Genomic DNA, 25,764 nt, shown 5'->3' with positions numbered 1-25,764 from the left:
ACATTTATGCCTAAATATACTCAATGAAAACCAAATGATGTAATTAAAACTGCATGGCCGGTTTCTCGTCTTCTTTAACGGTAAGGTCTATAGGCTCATCAACCAATTCATCAAGCAGGGCCAGTTGAATTACCTCGCGCATTTCTTTTACATAATGGAATTTAAGGTCCTTAATGTAACCTTCTTTTATTTCCAGTATGTCTTTTTCGTTATTACGGCAAAGTATGATTTCTTTGATGTTGGCGCGTTTGGCAGCCAATATTTTTTCCTTGATACCACCAACAGGCAATACACGGCCGCGCAGGGTAATCTCCCCGGTCATGGCCAGGTTTGGTTTTACCTTGCGTTGTGTAAAGGCCGAAGTTAAGGCCGTAAGCATAGTTATACCAGCCGACGGACCATCTTTAGGCGTTGCACCGGCCGGAACGTGAATGTGTACATCCCATTGGTCGAATAGCTTTGGATTGATGTCAAAATAAGATGCATGCGCACGTAAATAGGCAAGTGCAATAGTGGCCGATTCTTTCATTACATCGCCCAGGCTGCCGGTTAAGGTTAAGCGTCCCTTCCCTGGGCTCAAGCTCGCTTCAATGAAAAGTATATCACCGCCAACCTGCGTCCAGGCCAAACCGGTAACTACACCTGCTACATCATTGCCTTCATACAGGTCTTTATCAAACACAGGAGGGCCTAAGTAACGCTCAACGTCTTTTTTGGTTACAGTAGCGTTGTACTCTTCTTCAAGGGCAATGCTTTTGGCTACGCCGCGTACAATTGAGCCTACCTGCTTCTCCAAACCACGAACGCCCGATTCGCGGGTGTAATCTTCAATCACCTTTTCCATCACGTCGTTTTTAATAGCAACGTCTTTGGTTTTTACGCCGTGGGCTTCGCGCTGTTTAGGCAGTAAGTGTTGTTTGGCTATTTCAATTTTTTCTTCGATAGTGTAACCGTTAACCTCTATTATCTCCATACGATCTAGCAGGGCCGGTTGTATGGTGCTTAATGAATTGGCCGTGGCTATGAACATTACGTTGCTTAGGTCAAAATCAAGCTCAACATAATGATCATAAAAGCTGCTGTTCTGTTCAGGGTCTAACACCTCCAGTAAAGCTGACGATGGATCACCTCTGAAATCGTTGCCCACCTTGTCAATTTCATCCAGGATGAAAACAGGGTTTGCTGCACCGGCTTTTTTTACCGATTGTATAATACGGCCCGGCATAGCGCCAATGTAAGTTTTGCGATGACCACGAATTTCGGCTTCATCACGCACGCCGCCTAACGCCATGCGTACATATTTACGGCCTAATGCTTTTGCAATTGATTTTCCCAATGAAGTTTTACCAACTCCCGGAGGGCCAACCAGGCAAAGGATAGGGGCCTTCATGTCGTGCTTTAGTTTAAGCACGGCCAGGTATTCAATTATGCGGCGTTTAACTTTATCTAAGCCAAAATGGTCTTTATCTAAAACCTTTTGCGCACGTTTTAAATCAAAGTTATCTTTAGTGAAATCGTTCCACGGTAGGTCAAGTAATAACTCAAGGTAGTTGATTTGTACCGAGTAATCTGCTGCAGCCGGGTTAATGCGTTGCAGCTTCTCCAATTCCTTATTGAAATGATCGCTTACTTCCTTGCTCCATTTCTTTTTAAATGAGCGGTTGCGCAGGTTTTCAATTTCCAAATCGGGCGTATTTCCGCCTAACTCTTCCTGTATAGTTTTAAGTTGTTGATTTAAAAAGTAATCACGCTGCTGCTTATCTAAGTCAGTACGTACTTTGGTTTGTATCTGGTTTTTGAGCTCCAGCATCTGCAAATCAGTAGTCAGGTGCTCAAGTACAATACGGGCACGATCGCGCAGGGCAGGGGTTTCCAGCAAACGCTGCTTAGCCTCCATATCGGCGTTCATGTTGCTGGCAATAAAGTTTATTAAGAACGATGTGCTTTCGATGTTCTTGATAGCGATGCCGGCCTCGCTGGGTATGTTAGGCGATAGTTGTATAATGCTCATGGCCATATCTTTCACAGATGATACCATAGCCTTAAACTCTTTATCGTCTTTAAAATCGGTTTCTTTAAAAGGCTCTACTTCGGCTTTTATATACGGCGAACTTTGCAGTTTTTCTTTCAACACAAAGCGCTTTTTACCCTGTAAAATTACTGTAGTATTGCCATCAGGCATCTGCAACATTTTAACAATTATGGCTGTAGTGCCAACCTTGTGCAGCTGGTCAAATTCCGGATCTTCAACATTAACATCGCGCTGGGCAACCACGCCTATCATACGGTCACCTTTATTGGCATCACGTATAAGTTTGATAGATTTATCGCGGCCTACAGTAATGGGAATTACCACACCCGGGAACAGAACAGTATTACGTAGCGGAAGAATAGACAGAACATCAGGTACTTGCTGATTATTCATTTCCTCTTCATCTTCTGATGACATGAGCGGAAAGAACTCAGAATCTTCGTTTATAATTGGTAGTGCACTTTTAAAATCAAACGGATCAAAACTCATCAAATACCCTTTCTTAATGATAATGGTAGTAAAAACGTCATATTGTCAGCAATGAGCTAACAGTATGCTTGTAAGTTGGCAAAAATACAATTTCAAGCCATAACGGTGTTACTTGTCAATACATATGCCAATTGCCTGTAAACTGCCACGCTTAGTGCAGATAACCATAGTAAAACAATTTATATTGGAATTTAGTAATGAATTATTATAATTGCCAACGGCGTGAATGAAAAAACGTCATGAGCCGGCTATAGGTGCCGGAGCAAAAAATATTTTTCAGGATAAGAAAATAAGCACAATAAAAGACTTAGTTACAAGTTATTGTATTGTTAAATCAAATTTAACGGCGTAAATAAATGATGAGACTGTCCGTCATATTGTCTTTACTGATTGTTTCTTTTGAAAGTTCGGCCCAGAATGCCTATCTCAAATTAGGCTACCAGGCCATGATGGATAAGGACTTTAAAACCGCCATACGCCAGCTGGAAAAGGCTTGCATTGTTGACTCGAGCAGTACTAATGCGCTTTGGATGCTGGGTTACTCTTATTTCCACAGCGAAAATTACCGCAAGTCAATAACTGCTTATTCAAAGGTTATTGCCATTGATAAAACTAACAAAGACGCTTATTACTTCCGTTCGAAGGCAAAAAGCAACCTGGCAAAGGATGCACAGATTACGCCTGCCGAGCGCGAAAAAATGCTTTTAGGTGCCATTTCCGATTTAGGTAAGGCCATCCTTATAAAATCTGACGATGTTTATTACCAAAGCAGGGGCTTAGCCTATCGTGATTACGCGGTATACAAAATGCACCTTTCATCGTTTGATAAAAATCAGGTATCAAACGCGCTAAAAGCGGCCATTGCCGATTTTGAACACGTGCTTGCCAATAACTCAAGCCGGGCAGATATAGCTTCACTGCTCGACGTATCTAAAGAAAAGCTGGCCACGCTTGTAGGTCACCACTAACTCTTATACTTATTTTATTGATTAGTGTGTCCACATCATTTGGGTGCACCTTTAATTCGTTGTGCAACCCTTACGGCCACATCAGATCCTTTTGCAAAAAAGGATGATTGCGGTTCTTTATTGAGAAATGGCTCAAACTGTTTGCCATACAAGGCGGCTACGTCTGCATCAAACACAGCATTGCTTACAGGTGCAACTTCCCAGGGTATGTGCTCAACAGCATACTCAAGGGTAGTTTGCTGGTTTATTAGGTTATAGCCCCAGTAGTGTTCAAATATAAATTCTTCTGCACTACCATGTTCAATAGGCAAAAAGCTATTATCTACCATAGCACCTAATTTGTTCCAACGCCCGTTCAGTTTCCATTCGTAAACGTATTCGGTACGGCCGTCGGCACTTGGTATAGCGGAATGCCGCATAGGCATGGCTTTATAATGCTCGTTATAAAGATTATTGGCAACAAGAGGTATAATGCGTTTGGGTACAATTTCACTTATAAAAACAGCGCCCCGTTTCCATTCCTTGCCATCAAAGTAGCGTACGTAAAACCGCAGGTTCACTTCTTCAAAGTTTACATGCCCCGGCCATTTAACACCTAGTACGCGCGTGTTCATAAACATAAAACCAACCATGCTTACCAATGCCTTGCCATCCCATAAATCAAGCTGAGTATAGGCAGGCAGGTATGGCTTTAATATCTTAGGGTCTACCTCGTAGTTTAGCATAAGCAAGTTACGCCATTCAGCTTCAAGAAATTTTATTTTTGCCATGTTTTACCAGTAATAAAGCACCATAACAAAAATCATTTTGTTATGAATACTGCATAAAAAAACAAATCCCGCAAAAGCAGGATTTGTTTTGATTGTGTACCAGCAATCTATTAAAAAAACGTTCGGATTAAACTGTGTTATTAAGATTATCTAACCCGGTTCACACCAACATCAGTATAACCTGACGATTCAACTACTACACCTTCCATAACGCCCTCTTCACGCGTAGTGTTAATATCGCGGCCTGCATAAACGCCGCCTGCGTACATTTCATAAAAGTTACCTACACCGCTTATGTCGCTAATTCTAACAGTATAAGTGCCGGGTGGAACATAGGCAGTGCTGCCATTCCATTTCTCGTCTGTGTTAGAGTAAGTAGTCCAGTTGGTAGATGATTCGTTAGTTGAAAATTCGGCAATCACAGCGCCATTTTGCTCAAAGGTTACATGCCAGTCAAACGTGCGGTAAAGGCCGCCTTCTGATGCCGTTTCATGAAAAATTACGTTGTCGTAATTTACATTAACGCCGTGAGTTGAGTGTTGGGCAATGTAGCTTAATGAGTAGGGAATGCCTAACTTTTGCGCTGTTGAAAAAACTGCTTTTGCGGTTGCTTGCCCTGCAAAAAGGGCAATGAAAAACACGGCTATCAGTGATAGCATTTGTTTAGCTGTTTTCATAAAAATATTGGTAATTATTGGTTTATATACCAAATATACCGGACGACAGAACGGCTTAATTATAGGATGTTAGCAACTTTACATACTGTATTTTCATTAAGAGAAAATTAAATTATTGTATAAAGCAATGTTGGTGCTTTAAATTATGTGCTACTTACTCAGGCAATGTCGCTACCAGAAGAAGCGCGATGTTCGTCCGAAAAACTATCATCCCGTATTAAGTGGAAACTTAATTAAACAAGAAATCCCGCTTTATAGGCGGGATTTCTTGTTTGTAATGCTAATTTTTATTTTCCTTTATAGTACTTCATTGCTTCGGGTATACGGTTTTGGATTTCCCGTATGCGGGTAGCGTCTGAAGGGTGAGTGCTTAAAAACTCAGGTGGCGCATTGCCTCCGGCTTTAGCGGCCATGCGTTGCCAAAAACCAACGGCAGCGTTAGGATTATAACCGGCCATTGCCATAAAGGTTAGTCCTAAGCGGTCGGCCTCAGTTTCCTGCGAGCGGCTGTAATGTAAAAGTGCTAACTGGCTACCGGTGCCGTATAGTGCATTAACAATTTTTAACCCTGCTGAATTTGACGTGTTTGATGCAACACCTACTGCAGCACCTAAGCCTTGAGCTACATATTCCTGTGAAATGCGCTCGGCTGAGTGCTTGGCAATAGCATGACCAATCTCATGGCCCATAACGGTTGCCAAACCAGCATCGTCTTGAGTAATAGGCAATATTCCACTGTATACGGCAACTTTACCGCCAGGCATACACCAGGCATTCACTTCTTTACTGTCAATAAGGTTAAATTCCCATTTAAAGTTGTATTGATCGCCGTAGCCGTTTTGGCTTAAATACTGCTGTATAGCGGCAGCAAGTTGGTTGCCTACGCGTTTAACACGCTGCGCATCAGTAGAGCCATTAATTACTTTGGTTTTAGGATCAGATAGCAATTGCTGATAACTTGCCGCAGCAGATTGGTTGATTTCGCTATCGCTTACGGCTAAAAATTGCTTACGACCGGTTAACGGTACAGTAGAACAGGAATAGAACAGTACGGCCGCAAACAGGGCCAGGATCGGTTTTGACATTTTCATAGGTATAGTTGATTTTAAGCTACTTTACTTTTAAAAAGATTTACTTTAGACTCCTTGCCCTTCAACAACCGCTCAATGTTTTTTTGGTGTGTAACCAAAATTAGTACGCATATACACATGCTGTAAATTACGACCGATTTAATATACACCGGAAATATAACCGTTACTCCTGCCAAGTAGGTAAAGCCTGCTATAATTGAGCTAAGCGATACATATTTGGATACAAGTAATACCACAATAAAAACCAACACACATAACAAGGCAGCGTGAAGGTTGATAGCCAAAACCATTCCAAAAAGTGTGGCAACACCTTTGCCACCTCTAAATCCTGCAAAAACCGGGAATAAATGGCCCATTACAGCGGCAATTCCTAACGCCAGCTGGTAGTTGATAAATGCAACCGAGTTATGATGACCAATGGTACTTGTGCCTAATAAATAGGCCAGGTTGGTAGCCGTCCAACCTTTCAAAATATCAATAAGCATAACCGGTATACCGGCTTGCTTGCCCAACACCCTGAAGGTGTTGGTGGCACCGGCGTTGCCGCTGCCATACTCACGTACATCTATTCCGTAAAATGCCTGGCCAATCCATACCGCAGTGGGGATAGAGCCAAACAAGTAGGCCAGTATGAGCACTAAAACAGAGTAGACAGTTACCATATTGCCACAATAATACTAAATCAAATAAAATACACGGTGCTGTTATTGCTTAACAGCTTTTAAACTCAGGTCTAAACTTTTTACCGAATGTGTTAACGCACCAACCGAAATATAATCTACACCGCAGGCAGCGTAATCACGTATGTTATCAGCAGTGATGCCTCCTGATGCTTCTGTTGCGTACCTGCCGGCTACAATGTTAACGGCCTCCCGCATATCAGGAATGTTAAAGTTATCAAGCAGTATTCGGTCAATACCGCCTACGGCCAGTACCTGCTCCAATTCATCCAAATTGCGTACTTCTATTTCAATAGGCAACTTTTTATTAACGGTTTTAAGGTATTCCTGTGTATTATATAAAGCCTCGCGTATGCCGCCCGAGTAATCAACATGATTATCTTTTATAAGTATCATGTCATACAACCCAAACCGGTGGTTAACCCCGCCGCCAATAGCAACTGCCCATTTTTCAAGATAACGGAAACCGGGTGTTGTTTTGCGGGTATCTAAAACTTTGGTAGTAGTGCCGACCAGTAAATCGGTTATCTGGCGTGTTTTGGTAGCAATGCCGCTCATGCGCTGCATGCAATTTAATACAAGGCGTTCGCCCCGTAAAATGCATTGTACATCGCCCTCAACCTCAAGCACAATGTCTTTTGGCTTTATGTCAGCACCGTCTTGTATAAATACTGCAACCTTTAAATCAGGGTTAACAATGTGAAATATTTCCTGTGCCAGTTCTACTCCGGCCAGTACGCCGGTATCTTTAACCAGCAGGCGTGCTTTGCCTTGTGTGCCCTTGGGTATGGTTGCCAGAGATGTATGATCACCATCGCCAACATCTTCGGCCAACGCCCTGTTTATAAAATCGTCAATAAGTTGTTTGTCCAAAACAATAGATATTTGTCGGTTCAAAAGTAAAACAATTAGTGAGTATTTAGTTTTTTGAATTTTATTGTTACGTTGGTGATTTTATAGCTGTAGCTGGTATACTACAAAACTAAAGAGATATAGAGGTGGTTTTACTTGCAACAAGCAAAACACCACCATGTAATTTTCACACTAACTTAACTGCCTAAGCCGATTGCTCATTCAAACAAAAAATTATATTTGCAACGTGGAAAACAAAAAAGTAGCCTTACTGATACTTGATGGCTGGGGTTACGGCCGTCGGGATGAATCGAATGCCATTTACATGGCCAATACGCCTTTTTTTGATGAGATGCTGCAACAGTATCCTAACTCTAAGCTCGTTACGTCGGGAATGGATGTTGGTTTGCCTGATGGGCAAATGGGCAACTCAGAGGTTGGACACATGAACTTGGGTGCCGGACGCGTTGTTTACCAGGAGTTGGGCCGTATACATAAAGCATGTGATGACCACGAACTATCACAGAATAGTGTAGTAAGAGGAGCCTTTGAATATGCACAGCAAAATAATAAGGATGTTCACTTCATAGGTCTTTTGTCTGACGGTGGTGTGCATTCACATACCAGGCACGTAAAAGGTTTATGTGATGCTGCTACAGAGTATGGCTTGAAAAACGTATTTGTACATGCATTTTTAGATGGCCGCGATACCGATCCTAACTCAGGCATTGGCTTTATTACTGATTTCCAATTATCTATAGCTAATCAACCGGTAAAAATAGCTTCGGCTATAGGCCGTTATTACGCCATGGACAGGGATAACAGGTGGGAACGTGTTAAGCTGGCTTACGATTTAATGGTGAACGGAACCGGTACTCCTGCAACTAACCTTGTTGAAGCGGTTAAAACTTCGTACGCCGATGGCGTAACCGATGAGTTTGTTAAGCCAATTGTAATGGTTGACGCCGATGGGCGGCCGGTGGCACAAATTAAGGATGGTGACGTTGTTATTTGCTTTAATTTCCGCACAGACAGGGGCCGTGAAATAACGCAGGCTTTGTGTCAGAAAGATTTTCCGGAGCAAAACATGCACGCACTTAACCTGCATTACGTAACCATGACCACTTATGACGAAACGTTTAAAAACGTTAACGTTATATTTACGAAAGACGACTTAACCCAAACGTTGGGTGAGGTATTGCAGGATGCCGGTAAAAATCAGATACGTATTGCTGAAACTGAAAAATATCCGCACGTAACCTTCTTCTTTTCAGGTGGTCGCGAGCGCGAATTTGAAAACGAGCGCCGCATCATGATTCCATCGCCAAAAGTAGCTACTTATGATTTGCAGCCGGAAATGAGTGCCGAAGGCATACGTGATGCCATACTACCTGAATTGCAAAGCGGGTGGGCCGATCTTATTTGCCTCAACTTTGCTAACACCGATATGGTAGGCCATACAGGTGTGTTTGAAGCAGTTGTTAAAGCTGCCGAAACGGTTGACAGCTGCGTTAAAACGCTGGTTGAAACAGGTACCCAAAATGGTTATTCATTTATCATTATTGCAGATCATGGCAATGCTGATTTTATGATAAACGAAGATGGATCACCAAATACGGCTCATACTACAAACTTGGTTCCGTGTATTTTGATTGATAAAGATTACAAGCAAATTAATGATGGTAAGCTAGGAGATATTGCGCCTACTGTTTTAAAAATTTTGGGTGTGAATGTACCAGAGGCTATGACCGGTAATGTATTGGTATAACTTTTTGCAACATAAAGTTGAGCTTTGCTGCGGCTTGTTGTGTATAGTTGTGCTGGCCTCATGCCGGCCAAATGTGCGCGAAGGTTCAGCTGCCAAGCGCTACTTTGATTTAAAAACATTTATAAATGCCGACTCGGCACGGCTAAATAAGTTGCCGTTAACCGTAGTCAAAACGGTAAGGCATAATAATGATGTTGCACAAACTAAGGAGCTGCAGATAAAAAACTGGGGACAGGAGTTGGCGCCTTTCAGTGCATCGGATATTAATAAGCCTGCATGGAAAGATAGCTACAGCATTATTAACAAAGCCGATTCGGTAGTTTATGCTGCACTTGAGGATGACCTGGTAACCCGCCGGATGGTAATTTACCGTGCAGGTGAAAAGGTTAAACGAATTAAGATTAATAATTACACTAAGAACCTGCTGTATCAAACTGTCGAGCAGCTTGATTATTATCCCGATTCGCTTTATAGTATTGATAAACTACAGAAGGTAAGATTTTTAGGAAGCAACCGGTATACCATAACCGGTAAAATAAAACAGGCGCTTAAGTAGTTAAGCGCCTGTTTTATTCTATGCAGATATTTGGGATAGTATTCCATCCCATAATGCGATACGTGCCTTAAGAGCTTCTTCAACGGCTTCAGTAGCTTCCTGCCATTTGTGTGTATCTGCTCCGCACAACTCAGCCGTCATTTCATATGCAAGTTGCGAATGATGGTCGCCATCTACTTCAATATGTCTTTCAAGGTAATATAAAAGCAAGTCTACCTTACCCGGAAATTGGCTGCTTATCTCCTTTACCATGCTAATAAACATATCAGGGATAAGATCTTCCCGGCCAAACGTAAACACAGCTGCCTGTAGGTATGGTTTGTTGGTGTTAATAACCTCAAAGGTATGTCTTACAAATTCACGGGCAGCATTAGGCATTAGTGCATTGTTAAGAGCCGTGTTTATTTCGTGCGACTTTAAATCATTAAAAAGAGAATCGATAGAGGCTGTGTTACCACCGGCCTGTTCCATTGCACGCAAATAGAGCTCAAAATGGCTTGTACGGTTTCCTTCGTTATCAACGTCGCTTTCTTCGCCGGTTACAATTTCATTAATCAGGTAACGGGTGTTAGCGTTTCCTGCAGGCATCCACGGAACGTTAGTACAGGTAAGTTTTTGCTGTAGCGCTTTAAGTAACGACATAAAGTCCCAAACGGCAAAAATGTGGTGTTCCATAAACACCGTGAGGTTTGGTAAGGATTGTATGTTCTTATATAGCGGATGCTGAATTAGCTGTAACCGTAAGGGTTCAATGCGTTTTTTGAGGGATAGTATGTTTTCGTTCACTAATGACATAAATTCTTTAAAAAATCAGACGAAGTTAAACTGCATTAACGAAGTTAGCCTTTGTATAGATTTTTATGACGAAATTTTGATATGCACGTTTTTTATGTGCAATTCATCCGCATTTCAACTTACCATTATATGAAGCAACAAGTATCACCGCTTTTTACTGTAAAAGAGCATATTAGATGCATGAAAACCTTATTCTCACAATTTTTAATGGCTTTATGTTTATGCCTGGTTTTAGCCGCCTGCTCGAAAGATAAACAGGTAAGTAAGTCAGAATGATTGCAAGCGATGAAGCAGGATTGGATGCCACAATAATTATAAAATCAAAAGCAGGCGAATACACTACGGTTGAAAATAAGCGTAATATTTTTAGCTATGATAAGGAGCTGGACGTTATGCCGGGTGATAGCGTAATGTGCTACATAGATTACGCTGTATCGTCTACTTTTAAGTATGAAATAAAAGCCGACGGTAAATTAGTGCAAACCAAAAGCATTGCGCCCATGCAAGCGCCAATGTATACCCGCAAAAACATTTTATTCGGTTATTTGGTAGCCGATTAATTAATATCCATTTTTATCACGGTTTCATTAGCCTTACCTCATAAACATTAGCCACAGCCGAGCCTTGCGAGGCCATAAACTTTACCTCCAGTGTGGTAGACTTAATAGTGTTTGTAGGCAAGGTATAATCTGCCTCAATAAACTTATCACCGCCTGAGCCGTTAAGCTTAACATGACTTAGTAAAGTGCCATTTATCAGCACATCAAACTCGCGGTTACGTTCACGACCGTGGTATGTGACACGTAATTTTGTAGCCTTACCCAATGGATTTTTAAGCGTGTAACTAAACCAGCCCTTAGCATTGCGGTAATGACGTTCAGCAAAGAGGCCGTTATCTGTGTTTTCGCCTTTAAAGTTATGGTCATTTTCGGGCTGCTGCTCGCCGGTGTTTACAATGTCAACGGTTTGAGCGTCTAAAGCTTGTTTAGCCGCTTCTTTTTCTTTCATGGCTGCAAGTACGGCTGGCAATTTCTGTGTGCTGGTATAAGGCCAGTACATAATGTAGCGCGTATTTTGCAGTGTGTAGAAAGGCACCAGCTTTAAGTTTTTGTAATTATCCTGATAAATCAATTTGGCCGCAGAATAGTTCATCACTCCGTTGGCTGCTTCTATACCGTTCTGTACATTTTTATTAGCTGCTACTATCAATGGCGCTTCATTTAAAGGCATTAGCCGACCAGATGCTATATGACCCATGCGGCTGCCATCGGCCGTTTGGCCTATCAAATCATTTTTACCCATGTCGGCAGCTAATACTATGGGGCCATGCATAAACGCAACCCAGTCCGATCCGTCGGGCAAAAATTCGGCACTGGTATGCATAGGCAAAGTAACGGTTACAACATCGCCAGTTTTCCATGCGCGCTCAACAGAGGTGTAGCCTTTAGCGTTGATTTTGACTATTTGTTGCTTGCCGTTTACTGCAATGCTCATTTTGCCATTTTGTACCCATGATGGGCTACGGAAGTTAAGAGCAAAACGACTGTTTTTTTTCAGCTTAAGTGTTAGTCTGGACGTTTCACTGTAAGGGAACTTAGTATCCTGGATAACAATCAAACCTTTTTGCGTCCAGGTGAGCGTTGATGCTATAAACAGGTTTACAAACAGGTCATTGTTATTATGTGCGTATATCAACTCGCCATATTTGCCATGGTTCTCCAGGCCTGAGCCTACGCAGCACCAAAACGCTTCCTGAGGTTGTGAGTAAGCGCGGTAATGGCCCGGGCGTATAGGAGTAAAGTATACAAAACCACCTTCTGGCCTTTGCGACGATAAGATGTGATTGTACAACGTGCGTTCGTAATAATCCATATACTTACGCTCGGGGTGATTTAAAAACAGCTCCTTGCTTAGCTTAAGCATATTATACGAGTTACAAGTTTCAGGCCCCTCGCGAGATTCAAGCATCGGCATAAAATTATCAGTAGCATTAAAATGCTCGCGCACACTGTTGCCACCAAAGGCAATAGTTCGTTTGCCAACCACGTTATTCCAAAAGTAGTTGGCCGCGTTATCCCACTTTTGGTCATTGCTTAGCTGCGCAATACGCTCAAAACCTACCACTTTAGGTATTTGCGTATTGGCATGTATGCCTGTAAGTGCATCCTTATTCTGCAACAGCGGATTGAGTATAGCCTCGTGTGAAAACTTGCGTGCGAGCGCTAAATATTTCTGGTTACCTGTAATGCTGTATACATTGGCAAAAACCTCATTCAGTCCGCCATGTTCACTACGCATCAGTTGTTGCGCCTGCTCATTTGTTAAATTATGTGTAATGCCGTCAAACCAATCGGTAAGTTTAACTAGCATGATTTTAGCCTTAGCATCTCCGGCTACAGCATAAGCGTCATATAAACCGGCAAAAAGCTTGTGAACGTTGTATAACGGCACCCATTTTCCGTTAAGGCCAAAGGTAGACGCATTAATTTTACCCTGCTCAATTTCATTCCACATGGCTTTACCCCCAGGTATGCCGCTTATGTAACCATCGCCGTTGGTATCCTGGCAGCGTTTAAGTTCAGCGATGATATAATCCAGCCTTTGTTTAACCTCTGCATTGCCTGTTGATGCATACATCAGCGACAGCGCCGATACATAATGCCCACCTATATGACCGTCTAAACCTGTGTTCTCCCAGTTGCCATAGGACTCTGCTTTAGGTTTTAAACCAGCCTCACGCAGGTACGGGGCAAGTAATCTATCAGGGTTGAGCGAAAGCATGTACCGCATGTCTGTTTGCTGCGCCTGCTTAAAAGGGCTTGGCAGCAATTTTACCGATGATAGGGGGAAGCTCTGCAATGCCGTAGAAGATTTAACCTGCGTAAATGAAGGCGCGCTGCAAACGCTGAGCGATAACGCACAGATATAGTTTTTTAACAACATGATTAGGCAATGAGCTGGTTTATAACTGTCAATTATACAATTATAATAAATGTGTACATTATTAGCAATGTATTATGAAAAATTATCTTGTATAGTAGTCAGATAAATTCAAACGTCAGGTGATTGTAAGCTTAATAGTTAGCTGGCCCACCGTTTTTTTATTTCAATGCAAGATGTTATGTTTGTAAAACATACTAATTGGTATTTTTTTATGTCAAAAGCAGCTGTTACCCGGTTAAGTATTTTACAAAAGGCGTTTGAGTTTATTTACCGCAAGGGATATCAGGCTACCAGTATTGACGATATTGTTGCGACCACACAGGTAACCAAAGGGGCATTCTTTTACCATTTTAGAAATAAGGAAGAAATGGGCCTGGCAATGATCAGTGAAGTAATGCATCCGGGTATGATAGAAGCCATGATTAAGCCCTTAGTGGTAGCAGAAGATCCGGCAACGGAGATTTATGCCATGATGAAGGGACTACTGCAATCGCCCATGTTTGATGTGCGATATGGATGCCCGGCAATTAATCTTATTGAAGAAATGTCGCCTCTGAACGCGCAGTTTAATAAAGCGCTTTACAAGCTTTTTAGTGAGTGGACTCAAGCCATTCAGCATGTGGTTGAACAGGGTATTAAAACAGGCAGGTTTAATAAAATTACTGATTCACAGCAGGTTGTATATTTTATAATTTCGGGCTATGGCGGTATACGTAATATGGGTAAGCTGCTTGGTGCCGATGCTTACCAGATTTATTTGAAAGAACTTAAAAACTATCTTAATTCATTAGCTTAATTTTTTTTACTAAAAACATACCACATGGTATGTTTATAATCAACATTTATGCAAGTACTACTTTTTACGCACTCTGTAATGCGCTGGCTGGTTTTAGGAAGCCTGGGCTGGTCTTTTTATAAAGCTTACGTAGCCTACACCAACAACAAGCCGTTTACTAAAACTTTGAACAAACTACGGCACTGGACGGCCACTGTAGCACATATTCAGTTGATGATTGGTATTATACTGTACTCGCAAAGCCAAACGGTTAAAGCTCTTTTTGCAGGGCTAAGCGGCAATGGCCATATTACCGACCCAGTTTTTTTTGGTGTTATACACATTACGCTCATGCTGCTGGCCGTTGTGCTGGTTACCCTTGGTTCGGCCATGGCTAAGCGCAAATCTAGCGACTCCGAAAAGTCAAAAACTATGTACATCTGGTTTGGTGTGGCCTTGCTTGTCATATTTGTTGCCATTCCATGGCCTTTCTCGCCGCTGGCACAGCGTCCTTACATTCGTCCACTTTAAAATTTTGTATATGTTATCTCTACTTAAAACTAATGTAGGCCGCTTGCGCATCATCGGCTTTTTAGAGGGCCTCTCGTTACTAGTGCTGGTTTTTATTGCCGTGCCTTTAAAATACTATGCACATAACCCGGCCATGGTTAAAGCTATCGGTCCGGCGCATGGTGCCCTGTTTCTTCTGTTTATATTCAACACCCTGAGCGTTGGGGTAGAGCAAGGCTGGCAATTTAAAAACACCACCTGGAAAGTACTGCTGGCCTGCATAATTCCGTTTGGTACTTTTTATATTGACAAGCAGATATTGGACAAAATTGTGGTAAAGCACTGAATATGGTGGTGCGGGCATTCAAATGCCTTCAAGGCATTTAATTGACTCAATTGAACACGTGAAGGCAAAGAGGCTTCCTGCGATTTTCTGAAAGCAAGATTGGAACCCATAGTGATAATGAACTGTTGCAAATTTGGTCACCAGTAGGTAAACAACTGTTGCTATAGAACCAATATGGCACAAAATGAGTATATTTATGTAAGCTACGGTGCAGCTATAAGCACTTGAAGTTTACTCACTACACTATATGAAATACAACGAATTAACACCTGAAGAAGAACGCATTATATTGTACAAAGGCACCGAACGTCCGTTTACGGGGGAGTTGCTGAACAACAAGGCGCAGGGCCTGTATGTATGTCGCAGGTGCGATGCACCGCTTTACCGCAGCGAAGATAAGTTTGAGTCGTTTTGCGGCTGGCCCAGCTTTGATGATGAGATACAAGGTGCCGTGCGCCGCGAAACTGATGCAGATGGTAGGAGGGTTGAAATACTGTGTAACAATTGTGGAGCACATCTGGGGCATGTTTTTACCGGGGAGCGGTTTACCTCAAAAAATACCCGCCATTGTGTAAATTCGGTATCAATGAAATTTGTACCGCTTGAACAAGTAAAGTAGTTCAACTTTTTGCTATCCGCATAAAATTCAGTTTACGATTAATTTTTATTTTATTAACAATGCGAGCCTGCTTAAGCAGGCTTTTTTTATGCTTTTTGTTTACAGCACTTTAGCATTTGCCATGCAAAAATTAAACAGTACATTTGCTAAAAATGTTAGCTGTTTATTTTGCTCATGACAATTGTGTGTCATTGTAAACTATTGACTTACAGATAAATAAATTATAAGCTATTTTTAACTTATATATTTACTAATAGCTTTTGTGGATAACTTTTGGCCGTTGTTTATAACTCCTGTGAACTACTTTAAGGGTTGAACTGTACATTTGTTATGCAAATTTTTAGTGCACCGCCGCGAGGTGGTAAGGTAGCCAAACATCCCCTAAGGCTGGCCATGAAAGGTGCGGTTGATCAAGCCATAACCAACGTAAAATATAAGCATAAACAACACCCAATCAGTAGGTTGGTGGTTGGTTAGGCCGCTAAGGTTTGGGGTTACAAAAAGATAAATAAGATACGATATATGAGCCAGGAAAACGAAGTTTTATTAAGAGAAAATAAGGACAGGTTTGTTATCCTGCCAATCAACTACCCGGCGATATGGGAAATGTATAAAAAGCATGAAGCCAGCTTTTGGACTGCCGAAGAGATTGACCTGTCTGACGATATTAAGCATTGGGAAAACCTTAATTCTGGTGAAAAGCATTTCATATCACACGTGCTTGCCTTTTTTGCCGCCAGCGATGGTATTGTGAACGAGAACCTTGCTGTAAACTTTATGAGCGAGGTACAGGTACCTGAGGCGCGCTGTTTTTACGGTTTCCAAATTATGATGGAAAACATTCACTCAGAAACTTATGCGTTGCTTATTGATACTTATGTGAAAGATCCTGTTGAAAAAGATCGCTTGTTCCACGCCATTGATACTGTGCCTTGCGTAGGTAAAAAGGCTGAGTGGGCCCTTAAATGGATTGAAAACGGAACCTTTGCGCAACGCCTTGTAGCATTTGCAGCAGTTGAAGGTATATTCTTTTCAGGAAGTTTTTGTTCAATATTTTGGCTTAAAAAGCGTGGTTTAATGCCCGGTTTAACTTTCAGCAACGAGCTAATATCACGTGATGAGGGTATGCACTGTGAGTTCGCCTGTCTGCTATACAGTATGTTGCAAAACAAGCTGACTAAAGAAGAAGCTACCTCAATTATTACCGATGCTGTAGAAATTGAAAAAGAGTTCATTACTGATGCCCTTCCGGTTAAACTGATTGGTATGAATGCCGATTTAATGAGCCAATATATCGAGTTTGTAGCCGACCGCTGGCTGGTTGAATTGGGTTACGATAAGCATTACAATGCCACCAACCCATTTGATTTTATGGAAATGATATCATTGCAAGGCAAAACCAATTTCTTCGAAAAACGCGTTGGCGATTACCAAAAAAGCGGTGTATTAAATGCCCAGCCATCAAGCCAGGCATTTTCACTCGATGAGGATTTTTAAGATTAGTAAAAAGTAGTAAGTACTCAGTAAAAAGTAGCAAGACTTTAGCTTGGCGACAAAGTAAATACTAAGTACTTATTACTTTATACTTACTACTAAAAAAAAAATATACCTACAATAAAACATTAAACACTTAACAGCTTACCAAGATGTTTGTAATAAAAAGAGACGGCAGAACTGAGTCGGTAAAGTTTGACAAAATTACCGCGCGTATAGAGAAATTGTGCTATGGCCTTAACCCTCATTTGGTTGATGCGGTAGACGTAGCAAAAAAAGTTATTGAAGGTTTATACGACGGTGTAACCACATCTGAGCTGGATAACCTTGCAGCTGAAACAGCGGCATCATTAACTACCAAACACCCCGATTATGCTCAGTTGGCATCGCGTATTGCGGTATCTAACCTGCATAAAAATACTATCAAATCGTTCAGTGAAACCATGCGTAAGCTGTACAATTACAAAGACCCCAAAACCGGCAGAAATGCGTCTCTGATTGCCGATGATGTGTGGGCTGTAATTGAAGCAAACGCCGATATTTTAGATAGCAGCATTATTTACGACCGCGATTTCGGATTTGATTACTTTGGTTTTAAAACCCTTGAAAAATCATACCTGCTAAAATTGGACGGCCGTATTGCTGAGCGCCCTCAGCACTTATTTATGCGCGTTTCAGTAGGTATCCACAAAGAAGATGTTGAAAGCGCCATCAAAACATACAACCTGATGAGCGAGCGTTGGTTTACCCACGCTACACCTACATTATTCAATGCAGGTACTCCAAAGCCTCAAATGTCGTCATGCTTTTTGTTAACCATGAAGGATGACAGCATAGAAGGTATTTATGATACACTGAAACAAACTGCCCAAATTTCGCAAAGTGCCGGTGGTATTGGTTTAAGCATCCATAATGTACGTGCAACAGGTTCATACATCAGCGGTACTAACGGTACCAGCAACGGTATTATCCCTATGTTGCGTGTGTTTAACGATACTGCCCGTTACGTAGATCAGGGTGGTGGTAAACGCAAAGGTGCCTTTGCTATTTACCTGGAGCCATGGCATGCCGATATTTTTGAGTTCCTTGACCTGCGTAAAAACCACGGTAAAGAAGAAATGCGCGCACGTGACTTGTTCTACGCCCTTTGGGTATGTGACTTGTTCATGCAACGCGTTGAGGCTAACGAGGAGTGGAGCCTGTTCTGTCCGCATGAAGCACCAGGCTTAGCCGAGTGCCACGGTAAGGAGTTTGAAGAACTTTACACCAAATACGAAAAAGAAGGACGTGCCCGTAAAAAGGTAAAAGCACAAGAGCTTTGGTTTGCTATACTGGATGCCCAGGTAGAAACCGGTACTCCTTACTTGTTGTACAAAGATGCTGCTAACGGCAAATCAAACCAGCAAAACTTAGGTACCATCAAAAGTTCAAACCTGTGTACCGAAATTATGGAGTACACATCGGCCGATGAGGTTGCCGTTTGTAACCTTGCATCGTTAGCATTACCACGTTTTGTTATCAATGGCGAGTTTGACCATGAGAAACTTTACGAGGTAACCTATCAGGCTACGTTAAACCTGAACAAGATCATTGATCATAACTATTACCCGGTTAAAGAAGCCGAGTATTCAAACCTGCGTCACCGCCCAATTGGTTTAGGTGTACAAGGTTTGGCTGATACGTTCATTTGCCTGCGCATGCCGTTTGAAAGTGAAGAAGCTAAACAATTGAACAAAGAGATATTTGAAACTATCTACTTTGCCTCAATGACAGCATCAAAAGACTTGGCTATAAAAGACGGTGCTTACGAAACCTTCCAGGGTTCGCCATTATCTCAAGGTAAATTCCAGTTCGATTTGTGGAATGTACAACCTGCCAGTACCCGTTGGGATTGGGAAGGCTTGCGTAAAGAAGTAGTTAAAAACGGCGTTCGCAACTCTTTGTTAGTTGCTCCTATGCCAACAGCATCTACTTCTCAAATTTTGGGTAACAACGAGTGTTTTGAGCCTTACACTTCAAACATCTACACCCGTCGTGTTTTAAGCGGTGAGTTCGTTATCGTGAACAAGCACCTGTTGCGTGATTTGGTTGATTTAGGTTTGTGGAATAGCCGCATGAAAGATCAAATCATCAGTGCTAACGGTTCAATTCAGGATATTGCCGAGATTCCGCAAAACATTAAAGACCTGTACAAAACCGTATGGGAAATTAAAATGCGTAACATCATCGATATGGCAGCCGATCGTGGTGCTTACATTTGCCAATCGCAGTCACTTAACCTGTTCATTAACGCGCCTAATGCTTCAAAACTAACATCAATGCACTTCTACGCATGGAAAAAAGGTTTGAAAACAGGTATGTACTACCTGCGTACACAAGCAGCTTCACAAGCAGTTAAATTTACCGTAGAGAACCAGGGCGGTAAAAACATGGACCCGGTTATCCCTTCACAAGTAGCTACCGTAGAGAACGATGTGCCGGCGGGTCCGTCATGCTCAATGGAAGAAGGTTGTGTAACCTGTTCAGCATAATTTAGCAAGTTTTAAGTATATCTATAATTGTGACCCGGCCCTGAAGCTATTAGCTTCGGGGCTTTTTTATATTTGTAACGTTATATGCATAAACAGGTATTTCATAAACACGAGGTAATACAATGCGAACGCTGTCGCACCACCTTTGAGTGCAAGGCCAACTCGTACACCAAATGCCAGTGCAGCAAAGTACAGCTTACCATAAACGAGGTACAGTATGTAAGCGAATTATATGATGGGTGCCTATGTGCTAATTGCTTGCTGGAGTTGCAACAGGAGTATCAGGAACAATAAGCCTCACCTGAGTCCACAGGCGGCAGGTCTTTTAAAGCAAAAGTGTCATTTTGAATGATAGAGAGAAATCCTTTCAAATATATCAGTTGTTCGCTTCAAGAAAGTTTTCGTTGGGTCGAAATGACAAGGTAGAATGAAGCTGCGATACTTAAGATGTGTGCTGCCGAAACAAGTACAACAGCCTTAAATATTTTCACTATTCGACAATTCACACAATCAACCATTCACTACTTTTGATACTTCCAATTTCTCGACTTACCCTCACTTAGCCACTCTACGGAAGTTTGCATGCGTTTTAAACGAGTGGCCTCAGTTTTAGCCTCGGTAATCCATTGTACGTATTCCTTTTGATGCGAATAGCCGTATTGATTAAATTGTGCGGCGGCCTTTGGATGTTGATTAAGAAAGTCAATAAAATAATCAGGAATTACTAAATCGGCTTTAGTGGCAGGTTTGGCTTTCTCAACTTTAACGCCATTGTCGTTGAGCGCTATCGCTTCTTTAATATATTGTATGAGCACTTCATCTGGCGGTAAATCAGCAAGGCTGGTTATACGGCCTAACTGACCCATGGCGTTTTCGTCTTTCATGTTCAAAATACCATGAGGGTCTGGTAATAGCTTACCTTTCCAAAAGCCAAATGTACAGTGTTGTTTAAAAGCAGCCATGTTACAAACCGTTCCTTTATACTCAAAAAATGGCATGCTCCACTTAATAGTTTCCTGTATTTGCGGACAAGCCTCGTGTACCAATGTTCGTAAATGGATAAGCACGGGCTGGGCAAATTCAGCCGATTTAGTAATGTAATCGTCTATACGGATATCAGTTTGTGACATAATTATTAATTGGCGTTTACAAGTTAAGCAGCCTTACGCAAATTATCAAGAACCGGCAAGCGCGGCTAAATCATCAGTAACTTAATTATAAAATATGCCCTAACCTGTTTGAGTCGAGCTTAATAAGGATAAATAGCAGGATTGTAAAGCTCCATAGTGATGAACCCCCGTAGCTTATAAAAGGCAAGGGAATTCCTATTACGGGTACAAGGCCCACTGTCATGCCAATATTAATAATAACATGGAAGAAGATGATAGAGGCCACGCCATAACCATAAACGCGCGAAAAAGGAGATCGCTGTCGTTCGGCCATCATAATAATGCGCATCAGCAAAAACATATATAGCCCTATAACCACTACCGATCCTGCAAAACCCCACTCTTCGCCAATGGTGCAAAAAATAAAGTCGGTGCTTTGCGCAGGAACAAAGGAGTATTTGGTTTGTGTACCTTCCAGGTAACCTTTACCCCATAATTTGCCCGATCCTATAGCAATTTTAGATTGATTAACGTTATAGCCTATTCCACGTTTATCTGACGTTATGCCCAATAACTCATCAATACGCGCCTTTTGGTGCGATGGAAAGTGTGCATATAAGGGCTTAATCACGAATATAAAGGCTATGCAAATTGCTAAAACAGCTACAATGGTGATAACTGTTTGTGGCGTACGCCTGATGAAAAAGAGTATGGCACCAGCCACAGCCGCAAGCGCGCCAATAATGTACCACTCGTTAACCAGCAAGGCTAGTATAAAAAGGGTAATGGCAAGCCCGGCAGCTATGAGGAAGATAGGAGATAAGCCCTCGCGATACAAAATGAAAATGAAAGAGCAGAATACCAGGGTTGAGCCGGTATCGGGTTGCATCATAATCAAAAACATGGGCAAGGCAATGATCGCCGCTGCCGTAAAAAAAGACTTAGGCTCCGTAATACGTATGTTTACGCCGCTTAAATAACGTGCAAGCAGCAAACAGGTGCTGAACTTAGCAAATTCGGACGGCTGCAGCCTGAAAGATCCTAAAGGAATCCAGGCTTGGTTACCACCTACATTTCGGCCAACCACTAAAACTGCAATAAGCAAGAGCACGGTTACCACGTAAAATACCGGCGCAAGGCCATTAAAAAAGCGTGAATCTAAAAGCAGAATAACAGCGCCCAGCACAACAGCCGATATGATGAATATGAACTGCTTGCCGTATTCTGTATCCAGGTCAATAATTTGAGGGTGCGTTTCATCAAACACTGCAGCATGAATATTAAACCAGCCAATGGTACACAAACACAAATAAATTAATATTGTAAGCCAGTCTACATTAAAGAAAAAGCTGCGCTGGTTATTCATCTTCTTTTCGCTTAGGCTGATAGGCCAGTATTTTGTTCAAGGTATCTTTCTTTTTGCGTTCACCGGCCGACTTCAGTTCCTGTTGCTTACGGATGGTGTCAGCCTTACTTTTACGTGCACTGTCAATTTTTACACTGTCTTTTTTGGTTAGCTTTCTAACTGGAGGCTTCCAACCCGGCGGCGGCGGCAGCAAGTTAGCATTAACAATGTATTGTACCTGTGCCTTGGGTTTGGTAATGGTATCACGCAGATACTTTTCAATCATGTAACTTCCTATCGGCGCAGCCCATGATGACCCATAACCGGCATTTTCAACAATTACAGCAATGGCAATTTTAGGCGTATCGCGCGGGGCAAAGGCTACAAAAACGGAGTGGTTTTTGCCATGCGGGTTTTGAACGGTACCTGTTTTGCCGCACATTACAATGCCCGGTATACGCGCAGCAGCAGCGGTACCGCGATCAACCACGTCCTGCATTCCGTCGATTACGGGCTCAAAATACTTTTCGTCTATACCCACGTAATTGCGTTTGGTATATTCTTCTTTGATTATGTTTTTATCACCAATGGCTTTAATAAGATGTGGTTTGTAGTAAAAACCCCGGTTAGCCATTACCGCTTCAATATTAGCCATTTGCAGTGGTGTAGCAAGCAACTCTCCCTGGCCAATGGCTAACGATATAATAGAGCTTGAGCGCCAGCGGTTCTTACCAAATACATTGTCGTAACGCAGCGGTGTAGGTACGTTACCCCTTGATTCAAAGGGCAACTCAATATCCATTTTAACACCAAAGCCAAATTTGTTAACCTGCTCTTTCCACGTTGTTAATGCTGGCCTGATGTTTTTTACACCCCGTGCATTCATTAGCTTATCAAAAACGTAACAAAAATAGGTGTTGCACGATTGTGATATAGCCTTACGTAAATCAGTAACCCCATCAAAGTGCTCGCACTTTACCTGGTGATTGCCCGCCTGATAATAATGAGGGCAAAAGAAGGTAGTTTGCGGCGTTATAATGCCTTCTTGCAAGGCAATGAGTGCATCAAGTGGTTTGAATGACGAACCCGGCGGATAACGCGCCTGAATAGGCCGTATAAACATAGGGTTATACGGGTCTTTATACATTTTTGATAAATTATTTCCCCGCTCACGGCCGGTCATAAGATTAGGGTCATAAGTAGGGCTGCTTACAAAAGCAAGTATTTCACCTGTTGACGGCTCGATGGCAACAATACTTCCAACTTTGTTGGTCATTAACTTTTCGCCCAGTTTTTGAATGCGAAGGTCAAGTGATGATACCAGCCTTTCGCCCGTTACCGCAACAGTGTCAAATTCGCCGTTAGAAAATGAACCTTTAGAAACGTTGCGTGAATCAACCATATTGTAGGTAACCCCACGTTGTCCGCGTAATACATCTTCAAAAGCTCGTTCAACACCAGATATACCCACGTAATCACCCCGGCGGTAGTAGTTGCCCGATTTTTCAATCATCTTGTCATTCACCTCTCCAATATATCCTAAAAAGTGTGCAGCGGTTGAATCAGGATAAGTACGCACAGTACGCGGCACAGCCTCAAAGCCCGGAAAATCGGACATCCGTTCCTGCAAGCTTGCGTAAAGTTGAACAGGTATTTGTTTTTCAAATATTGACTGACGGAATGGTGAAAACTTTTTAGCTTTTTGAAACCGCTTATCAAAACCCTCCTTATCAATGCTAAGCAATTTGCAAAACTCAAGCGTATCGAAAGGTTTTACCTCGCGGGGCGTAACCATAATATCATAAACGGGCACGTTTTGTACCAGTATCTTACCGTTACGGTCAAATATGGCACCACGGGCAGGGTAGCTTATGGTGCGGCGTAAAACGTTCTCTTTGGCCGATAGGAGGTACCTGTCGTCCATAATTTGGATATAGTAAAGACGCCCCAGCAATACCAGTGCAAGGGTTATAAAAATGGCGGTAATTACGTAGCGGCGCTCAAAAAAGCTGTTCATTTATCGTTCTTTCCTTCTGTAAAATAAGAAGCTTGATATCAATACCAAAAATAAGGTAAATACTGTACTTGATAAGAAACGAAGTAAAGTATATTGTATTTCAGATAAACTGAAAACTTCGAGGTTGAACAGGAAGAAATGATGAAAAAGTATAAGTAATGATGAGTAGGTGAAAAACCACCTGAAGCCCATGTTGCCTAAAGTTGGTTCAGGTTCGTTGTCAAAACCCTCTTTTTGTACCGTTATACTTATAAACAAGACTCTTACAAAGGCCATTAGTACACACGCGGCAGCATGCAAGCCGGGCGTATCATAAAATGCATCAATGGTAAGGCCAAGTATAAACGACAGGAAGAAGAGCAGCACGTTTGGCGTTTCAAACGGTAGCAACATAATAAATAATATGTACAGGTACGGAACGGATAGATTGTAAAGCGCAACGTTTTTTAACAGGAAAACCTGCACCAGTACCAGCACCACAAACCGTACAAGATTATATATTAAAACCCTACTCATCTTGTTTTCCTTGTGCCTCCAGTGCCTGGCGTTCGGCCGCCAATTTGTTATTAACTACGTATACATACTGCAGCTTGCCAAAATCTACAGCAAGATTAACTTCCATGTTTAAAAAGAAACCGCCGCCTTTGGCATGCAAATTACTCACCCGCCCCAACGGAATACCTGCCGGGTATAGTTCAGAATAAGTAGACGTTACTACCCATTGGCCAATGCGTGGTTTAACGTGATTAGGTACATCTACAAATAAGGCTTTTTTAGGGTTCATATCATCCACCCATTTAAAGCTTCCTATGTCTTTAGTATCGGCCAGCATGGCGCTTATCTTGGTATCCTTATGAAGCAGAGATTGCACCAGCGACAAGTGCTCTGATGTGTATACAATTTTGCCAACCACACCCGAACTGCTTATTACACCCATACCTTTGGCTATACCGTCTTTACTGCCTTTTTGAATGGTAATGTAATTATTGCGCTTGTTAATAGAGTTGTTGATTACCCTGGCTTCGGTATAGGTGTACTGCTGTTTGTAAACGCTGTCGGTTACAGTGGTTTTGGCCAGCGTATCGGCATAGTAAGCCGATTTAAGAGTGCCTCTAAGCCGTGCGTTTTCACGTGCAAGGCTATCGTTTACATTTTTGAGCGACAGATAGCTGTTAAGCTCGTTAGCACGGGCGTACATGGTTCCTGTAACATCGTTGGCGGTGTTGATATAAGTAGCCCGCTGAAAAGAGTTATACTTAACGTAAATAACCAACGCCCCAATCTCAAATATTAGAAACAAGAAGAATGCGTTATACTTGCTTATGAATATCAAGAGGTTACGCATCGGATAGAGAGTTGTGAGTAGTTGAATGGTGAGTAGTCACTAACTGATGGGG

At 42.1% G+C, this 25,764-nt stretch carries 25 protein-coding genes; 12 read left to right on the top strand and 13 right to left on the bottom strand.

All coding sequences use genetic code 11. From position 1 onward, the window contains the following. Positions 1 to 43: 43 nt before the first annotated feature. Complete coding sequence (gene lon / locus GO816_RS01695; protein WP_157539622.1) at positions 44 to 2,521, bottom strand: endopeptidase La; 2,478 nt, start codon at positions 2,519 to 2,521, stop codon at positions 44 to 46. A 356-nt stretch (positions 2,522 to 2,877) separates the two neighbouring features. On the opposite strand from lon, the gene GO816_RS01690 reads away from it, so the two are divergent. Next, positions 2,878 to 3,489 (top strand): tetratricopeptide repeat protein, encoded by a 612-nt coding sequence (locus GO816_RS01690; protein ID WP_157539621.1) that lies wholly within the window; start codon positions 2,878 to 2,880, stop codon positions 3,487 to 3,489. A gap of 35 nt (positions 3,490 to 3,524) precedes the next feature. Here GO816_RS01690 and GO816_RS01685 read toward each other — a convergent pair whose 3' ends face one another. The 5 genes from GO816_RS01685 to nadC all read right to left on the bottom strand — a co-directional run bounded on the left by GO816_RS01685 (position 3,525) and on the right by nadC (position 7,580). Continuing rightward, entirely contained in the window at positions 3,525 to 4,259 is a 735-nt protein-coding gene (locus GO816_RS01685) for a YqjF family protein (RefSeq protein ID WP_157539620.1), read from the bottom strand. A gap of 146 nt (positions 4,260 to 4,405) precedes the next feature. Then, positions 4,406 to 4,936: a hypothetical protein gene (locus tag GO816_RS01680; protein ID WP_157539619.1), complete on the bottom strand. Its 531-nt coding sequence runs from the start codon at positions 4,934 to 4,936 to the stop codon at positions 4,406 to 4,408. A 287-nt stretch (positions 4,937 to 5,223) separates the two neighbouring features. Then, entirely contained in the window at positions 5,224 to 6,027 is an 804-nt protein-coding gene (locus tag GO816_RS01675; RefSeq protein ID WP_157539618.1) for a M48 family metallopeptidase, read from the bottom strand. Positions 6,028 to 6,041: 14 nt separating this feature from the next. Next, the gene (gene plsY / locus GO816_RS01670) at positions 6,042 to 6,689 is read right to left on the bottom strand and encodes a glycerol-3-phosphate 1-O-acyltransferase PlsY (protein ID WP_157539617.1); all 648 of its coding nucleotides are present in this window, start codon (positions 6,687 to 6,689) and stop codon (positions 6,042 to 6,044) included. 42 nt (positions 6,690 to 6,731) lie between these two features. Further along, the gene (nadC, locus tag GO816_RS01665) at positions 6,732 to 7,580 is read right to left on the bottom strand and encodes a carboxylating nicotinate-nucleotide diphosphorylase (protein ID WP_157539616.1); all 849 of its coding nucleotides are present in this window, start codon (positions 7,578 to 7,580) and stop codon (positions 6,732 to 6,734) included. Between the two features lie 226 nt (positions 7,581 to 7,806). Here nadC and gpmI point away from each other — a divergent pair, with 226 nt between their 5' ends. After that, positions 7,807 to 9,327 carry a 2,3-bisphosphoglycerate-independent phosphoglycerate mutase gene (gene gpmI, locus GO816_RS01660; RefSeq protein WP_317163570.1) on the top strand — a complete coding sequence of 507 codons (1,521 nt, stop codon included), beginning with the start codon at positions 7,807 to 7,809 and terminating at the stop codon, positions 9,325 to 9,327. Beyond that, positions 9,314 to 9,883, top strand: coding sequence for a hypothetical protein (locus GO816_RS01655; protein WP_157539614.1), 570 nt, complete (start codon positions 9,314 to 9,316; stop codon positions 9,881 to 9,883). Before gpmI ends, GO816_RS01655 begins: the two co-directional genes overlap by 14 nt. 18 nt (positions 9,884 to 9,901) lie before the next feature. On the opposite strand, the gene GO816_RS01650 is transcribed toward GO816_RS01655, so the two are convergent. After that, positions 9,902 to 10,558 carry a DUF3050 domain-containing protein gene (locus GO816_RS01650; RefSeq protein ID WP_232336463.1) on the bottom strand — a complete coding sequence of 219 codons (657 nt, stop codon included), beginning with the start codon at positions 10,556 to 10,558 and terminating at the stop codon, positions 9,902 to 9,904. 392 nt (positions 10,559 to 10,950) lie between these two features. Here GO816_RS01650 and GO816_RS01645 point away from each other — a divergent pair, with 392 nt between their 5' ends. Next, positions 10,951 to 11,238, top strand: a complete 288-nt coding sequence (locus GO816_RS01645; RefSeq protein ID WP_157539612.1) for a hypothetical protein — start codon at positions 10,951 to 10,953, stop codon at positions 11,236 to 11,238. Positions 11,239 to 11,254: 16 nt separating this feature from the next. Here the strand turns inward: GO816_RS01645 and GO816_RS01640 are convergent, their stop codons facing one another. Next, entirely contained in the window at positions 11,255 to 13,621 is a 2,367-nt protein-coding gene (locus GO816_RS01640; protein WP_157539611.1) for a glycoside hydrolase family 127 protein, read from the bottom strand. 211 nt (positions 13,622 to 13,832) lie between these two features. Between GO816_RS01640 and GO816_RS01635 the strand changes: the two genes are divergently transcribed. From GO816_RS01635 to GO816_RS01600, 8 genes are all read left to right on the top strand, one after another. Beyond that, positions 13,833 to 14,417 (top strand): TetR/AcrR family transcriptional regulator, encoded by a 585-nt coding sequence (locus tag GO816_RS01635; protein ID WP_157539610.1) that lies wholly within the window; start codon positions 13,833 to 13,835, stop codon positions 14,415 to 14,417. Between the two features lie 48 nt (positions 14,418 to 14,465). Beyond that, a complete protein-coding gene (locus GO816_RS01630; RefSeq protein WP_157539609.1) occupies positions 14,466 to 14,927 on the top strand; it encodes a hypothetical protein in 462 nt (153 codons plus the stop codon). Positions 14,928 to 14,937: 10 nt separating this feature from the next. Next, positions 14,938 to 15,252 (top strand): DUF3817 domain-containing protein, encoded by a 315-nt coding sequence (locus tag GO816_RS01625; RefSeq protein WP_157539608.1) that lies wholly within the window; start codon positions 14,938 to 14,940, stop codon positions 15,250 to 15,252. 247 nt (positions 15,253 to 15,499) lie between these two features. Then, entirely contained in the window at positions 15,500 to 15,871 is a 372-nt protein-coding gene (locus GO816_RS01620) for a methionine-R-sulfoxide reductase (RefSeq protein ID WP_157539607.1), read from the top strand. Between the two features lie 330 nt (positions 15,872 to 16,201). Next, a complete protein-coding gene (locus GO816_RS01615) occupies positions 16,202 to 16,348 on the top strand; it encodes a hypothetical protein (RefSeq protein WP_157539606.1) in 147 nt (48 codons plus the stop codon). Positions 16,349 to 16,393: 45 nt separating this feature from the next. After that, positions 16,394 to 17,368, top strand: coding sequence for a ribonucleoside-diphosphate reductase small subunit (locus GO816_RS01610; protein WP_157539605.1), 975 nt, complete (start codon positions 16,394 to 16,396; stop codon positions 17,366 to 17,368). Between the two features lie 149 nt (positions 17,369 to 17,517). After that, positions 17,518 to 19,896 carry a ribonucleoside-diphosphate reductase subunit alpha gene (locus GO816_RS01605; protein ID WP_157539604.1) on the top strand — a complete coding sequence of 793 codons (2,379 nt, stop codon included), beginning with the start codon at positions 17,518 to 17,520 and terminating at the stop codon, positions 19,894 to 19,896. 84 nt (positions 19,897 to 19,980) lie between these two features. After that, positions 19,981 to 20,190 carry a cysteine-rich CWC family protein gene (locus GO816_RS01600; protein WP_157539603.1) on the top strand — a complete coding sequence of 70 codons (210 nt, stop codon included), beginning with the start codon at positions 19,981 to 19,983 and terminating at the stop codon, positions 20,188 to 20,190. A gap of 227 nt (positions 20,191 to 20,417) precedes the next feature. Here the strand turns inward: GO816_RS01600 and GO816_RS01595 are convergent, their stop codons facing one another. From GO816_RS01595 to mreC, 5 genes are all read right to left on the bottom strand, one after another. Further along, positions 20,418 to 21,026 carry a YdeI/OmpD-associated family protein gene (locus GO816_RS01595; RefSeq protein ID WP_157539602.1) on the bottom strand — a complete coding sequence of 203 codons (609 nt, stop codon included), beginning with the start codon at positions 21,024 to 21,026 and terminating at the stop codon, positions 20,418 to 20,420. 85 nt (positions 21,027 to 21,111) lie between these two features. Beyond that, positions 21,112 to 22,371, bottom strand: a complete 1,260-nt coding sequence (rodA, locus tag GO816_RS01590) for a rod shape-determining protein RodA (protein WP_157539601.1) — start codon at positions 22,369 to 22,371, stop codon at positions 21,112 to 21,114. Then, entirely contained in the window at positions 22,364 to 24,367 is a 2,004-nt protein-coding gene (gene mrdA, locus GO816_RS01585; RefSeq protein WP_157539600.1) for a penicillin-binding protein 2, read from the bottom strand. Before mrdA ends, rodA begins: the two co-directional genes overlap by 8 nt. After that, complete coding sequence (gene mreD, locus GO816_RS01580) at positions 24,368 to 24,883, bottom strand: rod shape-determining protein MreD (RefSeq protein ID WP_157539599.1); 516 nt, start codon at positions 24,881 to 24,883, stop codon at positions 24,368 to 24,370. Then, on the bottom strand, positions 24,876 to 25,712 hold the full coding sequence (mreC, locus tag GO816_RS01575; RefSeq protein WP_157539598.1) for a rod shape-determining protein MreC: 837 nt from the start codon (positions 25,710 to 25,712) through the stop codon (positions 24,876 to 24,878). The genes mreD and mreC overlap by 8 nt, the downstream gene beginning before the upstream one ends. Positions 25,713 to 25,764: the final 52 nt, after the last annotated feature.

The sequence above is a fragment of the Mucilaginibacter aquatilis genome (genome assembly GCF_009755275.1).
GTDB lineage: Bacteria > Bacteroidota > Bacteroidia > Sphingobacteriales > Sphingobacteriaceae > Mucilaginibacter > Mucilaginibacter aquatilis.
This window is presented reverse-complemented; position numbering and strand designations above follow the sequence as displayed.

Excerpts from the sequence above, each read along its gene's own strand:
- GO816_RS01595 (WP_157539602.1), bottom strand. The coding sequence starts at position 21,026 with ATGTCACAAACTGATATCCGTATAGACGATTACATTACTAAATCGGCT.
- GO816_RS01600 (WP_157539603.1), top strand. The coding sequence starts at position 19,981 with ATGCATAAACAGGTATTTCATAAACACGAGGTAATACAATGCGAACGC.
- mreC (WP_157539598.1), bottom strand. The coding sequence starts at position 25,712 with ATGCGTAACCTCTTGATATTCATAAGCAAGTATAACGCATTCTTCTTG.
- GO816_RS01640 (WP_157539611.1), bottom strand. The coding sequence starts at position 13,621 with ATGTTGTTAAAAAACTATATCTGTGCGTTATCGCTCAGCGTTTGCAGC.
- mreD (WP_157539599.1), bottom strand. The coding sequence starts at position 24,883 with ATGAGTAGGGTTTTAATATATAATCTTGTACGGTTTGTGGTGCTGGTA.
- GO816_RS01605 (WP_157539604.1), top strand. The coding sequence starts at position 17,518 with ATGTTTGTAATAAAAAGAGACGGCAGAACTGAGTCGGTAAAGTTTGAC.
- GO816_RS01685 (WP_157539620.1), bottom strand. The coding sequence starts at position 4,259 with ATGGCAAAAATAAAATTTCTTGAAGCTGAATGGCGTAACTTGCTTATG.
- GO816_RS01675 (WP_157539618.1), bottom strand. The coding sequence starts at position 6,027 with ATGAAAATGTCAAAACCGATCCTGGCCCTGTTTGCGGCCGTACTGTTC.
- GO816_RS01630 (WP_157539609.1), top strand. The coding sequence starts at position 14,466 with ATGCAAGTACTACTTTTTACGCACTCTGTAATGCGCTGGCTGGTTTTA.
- GO816_RS01635 (WP_157539610.1), top strand. The coding sequence starts at position 13,833 with ATGTCAAAAGCAGCTGTTACCCGGTTAAGTATTTTACAAAAGGCGTTT.
- GO816_RS01625 (WP_157539608.1), top strand. The coding sequence starts at position 14,938 with ATGTTATCTCTACTTAAAACTAATGTAGGCCGCTTGCGCATCATCGGC.
- GO816_RS01615 (WP_157539606.1), top strand. The coding sequence starts at position 16,202 with ATGCAAATTTTTAGTGCACCGCCGCGAGGTGGTAAGGTAGCCAAACAT.
- GO816_RS01620 (WP_157539607.1), top strand. The coding sequence starts at position 15,500 with ATGAAATACAACGAATTAACACCTGAAGAAGAACGCATTATATTGTAC.
- GO816_RS01645 (WP_157539612.1), top strand. The coding sequence starts at position 10,951 with ATGATTGCAAGCGATGAAGCAGGATTGGATGCCACAATAATTATAAAA.
- GO816_RS01655 (WP_157539614.1), top strand. The coding sequence starts at position 9,314 with ATGTATTGGTATAACTTTTTGCAACATAAAGTTGAGCTTTGCTGCGGC.
- GO816_RS01650 (WP_232336463.1), bottom strand. The coding sequence starts at position 10,558 with ATGGAACACCACATTTTTGCCGTTTGGGACTTTATGTCGTTACTTAAA.
- GO816_RS01610 (WP_157539605.1), top strand. The coding sequence starts at position 16,394 with ATGAGCCAGGAAAACGAAGTTTTATTAAGAGAAAATAAGGACAGGTTT.
- plsY (WP_157539617.1), bottom strand. The coding sequence starts at position 6,689 with ATGGTAACTGTCTACTCTGTTTTAGTGCTCATACTGGCCTACTTGTTT.
- rodA (WP_157539601.1), bottom strand. The coding sequence starts at position 22,371 with ATGAATAACCAGCGCAGCTTTTTCTTTAATGTAGACTGGCTTACAATA.
- mrdA (WP_157539600.1), bottom strand. The coding sequence starts at position 24,367 with ATGAACAGCTTTTTTGAGCGCCGCTACGTAATTACCGCCATTTTTATA.
- lon (WP_157539622.1), bottom strand. The coding sequence starts at position 2,521 with ATGAGTTTTGATCCGTTTGATTTTAAAAGTGCACTACCAATTATAAAC.
- GO816_RS01690 (WP_157539621.1), top strand. The coding sequence starts at position 2,878 with ATGATGAGACTGTCCGTCATATTGTCTTTACTGATTGTTTCTTTTGAA.
- GO816_RS01680 (WP_157539619.1), bottom strand. The coding sequence starts at position 4,936 with ATGAAAACAGCTAAACAAATGCTATCACTGATAGCCGTGTTTTTCATT.